1 protein-coding gene is annotated in these 4,077 nt (G+C 74.7%); it reads left to right on the plus strand.

Going from position 1 to position 4,077, the window contains the following annotated elements; genetic code table 11:
* Positions 1 to 4,077: type I polyketide synthase (locus tag ABTY04_RS40495; RefSeq protein WP_352218435.1), on the plus strand; the 4,077-nt coding region annotated here is incomplete at both ends.

Below are 4,077 nucleotides of genomic sequence, written 5' to 3' on the forward strand. Positions count from 1 at the left end.
CAGCACCACGGCGGGGTCGCCGTGGGCACCGCCCACCGGGACCAGGCCGACACCACCGACGTCCTGTCCTCATGGGTCCGCGCCGGCCTCGCCCAGGGGAACGGCTGGCCGTGGGAGCGCGCGGTGCCGCGGACCCCGGTGGAATCCGCCCTCCCCACCTACGCCTTCGACCGCCGGCGCCACTGGCTCCCCGCCTCCGCCGGCACCCCGGCCGACCCCTCGGCCTGGGGCGCGGACGGGCTCGACCACCCCTGGCTCACGCTCTCCACCCCGCTGGCCGACGACGACGGCCTCGTCCTCACCGGCAGGATCGACGCCACCGCACCCGGACAGCGCTGGCTGGGCGACCACAAGGTGTTCGGCACCATGCTCCTGCCCGGCACCGGGATCCTCGACATGGTCCTCGCCGCCGCCGAACGCGTGGGCGCCACCGGGATCGACACCCTCACCCTGACCACCCCCCTGGTCCTCCCCGCGACCGGCGCGCTGCGCGTCCAGGTCGCCGTCACCGGCGCCGACGGCCACGGGGGCCGCCAGGTCACCGTCCACACCCACCCCGACCCCGACACCCACCCCGACGCGCCCTGGACCACCCACGCCACCGCCCGGCTCACCCACCCGACAGCCGGCGACACCCACGGCGACGGCTTCCGGGACCTGCGGAGCGGGCCGGTGGCGGGCACCACACCCGTGGATCTGGACGGGTTCTACGACGGGCTGCGCGAGCGCGGGATCGACTACGGACCCGCCTTCCAGGGCCTGGTGGAGCTCTCCCGCAGCGGCGACACCGCCTACGCCGTGGTCCGCCTGCCCGAGTCGGCGGCCGGGGCCGGGGCCGAGAGCGCGGCGGCAGGCGGCTTCGCGGTGCATCCGGCGCTGCTGGACGCGGCGCTGCACGCGGTCGCCGTACTGGACGCCGACACCGGACGGGTGTCGCTCCCCTTCGAGTGGACCGGGGTGGAGCTGTACGCCACCGGGGCCACCGAACTGCGCGTCCGGATCGAGCGGGACCCCGCGTCGTCCGAGGCCCGGCTGTGGATGACGGACGCCCACGGCGATCCGGTGGCCTACGTGGACGCGCTCGTCCTGCGCCCGGCGACCGAACAGCAGCTGCGGCAGCGCACGAGCGACCACCTCTACCGGCTCGACTTCCGGCCTTCCCCCGCGACCCGCGAGGTACCGGCCGAGACCTGGGTCCTCGGCGGCTCCGGCGACCTCGTGCACGCGACCGGCGGACGGCCCGTCACCGACGTGGCCGGGCTGCGCGCCCTGCTCGACGCCGGCGACGAGCCCCCGGCCCGCCTCGTCGTCGACAGCACCACGCGGGACCCCGGTGACCTGGCGGACGCGGTGCGCACGGCCACCGCCACCGCACTGCACGTGCTGCAGGGTCTGCTGGCCGAGTCCCGGCTGGAGGGGACCGAACTGGTATGGGTGACCCGGCAGGCCGTACCGGCCGGGCCGGGGGAGGGCGTCGACGGTCTGGTGCACGCCCCGGTCTGGGGCCTGGTCCGTGCCGCGCGCGCCGAGTACCCCCGGCGTTCGCTGCGGCTGGTGGACACCGGTTCCGCGGCCGAGGACACCGCCGTGCTCGCCAGGGCCGTGTCCGTCGCCGACGAGCCCGAGATCGCCGTACGGGCCGGAGGGATACGGGTCGCGCGGCTGGTCCCGGTCGACCCGGAGCCGGAAGGCGCCACCGGGGGAACTCCGGTACCGGAGGGAACGGCACTGGTCACCGGCGGAACCGGTGAGCTGGGCCGGGAGCTCGCCCGGCACCTGGTGCGCACCCGCGGCGTCCGGCGCCTCGTACTGACCTCGCGTCAGGGCGAGAGGGCCCCGGGGGCCGCCGGCCTCGCCGCCGAACTCACGGGGGCCGGGGCCGAGAGCGTACGGATCGTGGCCTGTGACGTCGCCGACCGGGAAGCCCTCGCCGGTCTGATCGGTTCCATCGACGATCTGGACTCGGTGTGGCACCTGGCCGGCGTACTGGACGACGGACTGCTCCCGGACCAGAACGCGCAGCGGCTGGAGCGCGTACTGGCTCCGAAGCTGGACGCGGCGCTGCACCTGCACGAACTCACCCGAGAGCACTCGCTGTCCGAGTTCGTCATGTTCTCCTCGCTCGCCGGAGTGCTCGGAAGCCCCGGCCAGAGCACGTACGCCGCGGGCAACGCCTTCCTCGACGCCTTCGCCGTATGGCGGACGTACGCGGGCCTGCCCGCCAGGAGCCTGTCCTGGGGCCTGTGGGAGCAGGCCGGCACGGGGCTGACCGCGCATCTCGGCCGGGCCGAGCTGACCCGGATCCGGCGCATGGGCATCGAGCCGCTCTCCGTGGACCAGGGGCTGCGGGCACTGGACGCGGCGCTGGCGTTGGATTCGCGGGGACACCTGGTTCCCGTGCGGCTCGGGCTGGCCGCGCTGCACCGCGGCCAGGACGAAGTGCCGGTACTGCTCCGCGGCATGGTCAGGACGCGCCTGCGGCGGGCGAACGCGGGGGAGGCCCCCTCGGGCCTGCGCGGCAGGCTCGCGGCGCTCTCCCCCGACCAGCGGCGGGAGACGGTGACGTTGCTGGTGCGGTCGGCGGCGGCGAACGTGCTCGGCCTTCCGGACAAGGGCGCGGTGCCGGCCCAGCAGGTGCTCAGGGACCTCGGCCTCGATTCGCTGATGGCCGTGGAACTGCGGCGCCGGATCTCGCAGGAGACCGAGGTCCCGCTGCCCGCGACACTGGCCTTCGACCACCCGACCCCGGCCGCCATGGCGGAGTTCCTCCTGGAACGGATGGACCTGTCACCGGCCGCGCCGCCCACCGGGGCCGTCGTCCGGGCCGCGGACGAGGAGGACGATCCGGTCGCGATCGTGTCGATGGCGTGCCGGCTGCCGGGTGGGGTGGGGACTCCGGAGGAGTTCTGGGAGCTGCTGTCGTCGGGTGGGGACGCGATCGAGGGGTTCCCGTCGCGGTGGGACGGCTGGGACGTGTACGACCCGGATCCGGAGGCCGTGGGCAAGAGCTATGCGCGGACGGGCGGATTCCTGCGGGACGTGGAGGAGTTCGACGCGGGCTTCTTCGGGATACCGGCGCGCGAGGCGCGGGCCATGGACCCGCAGCAACGGCTGGTGCTGGAAGCCTCGTGGGAGGCTCTGGAGCGCGCCGGATTCCGCCCCGAAAGCCTCGAGGGCAGCAACACCGGCGTGTACCTCGGTGCGATGGGGTCGGACTACGACCGTTTCCACCAGCACGACCTGAGCGCGCTCGACGCGTACGGCTCGATGGGCAGCGCCGGCAGCGTGCTGTCGGGCCGGGTGTCGTACTCCCTGGGGTTGCAGGGCCCGGCGGTGACGGTGGACACGGCGTGTTCGTCTTCGCTGGTGGCGCTGCACCTGGCGGTGACGGCGCTGCGGCAGCGCGAGTGCGACGTCGCGCTGGCCGGCGGCGTGACGGTGATGTCGACGCCGTCGGTGTTCGTGGAGTTCTCCCGGCTGCGGGGCATGGCCGCCGATGGCCGGTGCAAGAGCTTCTCCGCCGACGCGGACGGGGCAGGCTGGTCCGAGGGCTGTGGTGTGCTCGTCCTCAAGCGGTTGTCGGCCGCGCAGGCCGACGGCGACCGGGTCCTGGCGGTCATCCGGGGCTCGGCCGTCAACCAGGACGGCCGGTCCCAGGGGCTGACCGCCCCGAACGGGCCCTCGCAGCGGCGCGTGATCCAGCAGGCCCTGTCGCGTGCGGGGCTGTCCCCGGCGGACGTGGACGCGATCGAGGCACACGGCACCGGCACCCCCCTCGGCGACCCGATCGAGGCGGGCGCCCTGGCCGAGGTCTTCGGACCGGGCCGTTCCGCGCAGCGGCCCGTGTACCTCGGTTCGTCGAAGTCGAACATCGGTCACGCCCAGGCCGCCGCGGGCGTCACCGGCGTGATCAAGATGGTTCTGGCGCTCCAGCACGAAGAGCTGCCCGCGTCCCTGCACGCCGACGAGCCGAGCCCCCACGTCGCATGGGAGGGCAGCGGGCTCGAGCTGCTGGGCGAGGCGCGCTCCTGGCCTCGGGAGGACTCCCGGGTACGGCGTGCGGGCGTGTCGTCGTTC

This window comes from Streptomyces sp. NPDC097981 (genome assembly GCF_040302565.1).
Classification (GTDB): domain Bacteria; phylum Actinomycetota; class Actinomycetes; order Streptomycetales; family Streptomycetaceae; genus Streptomyces.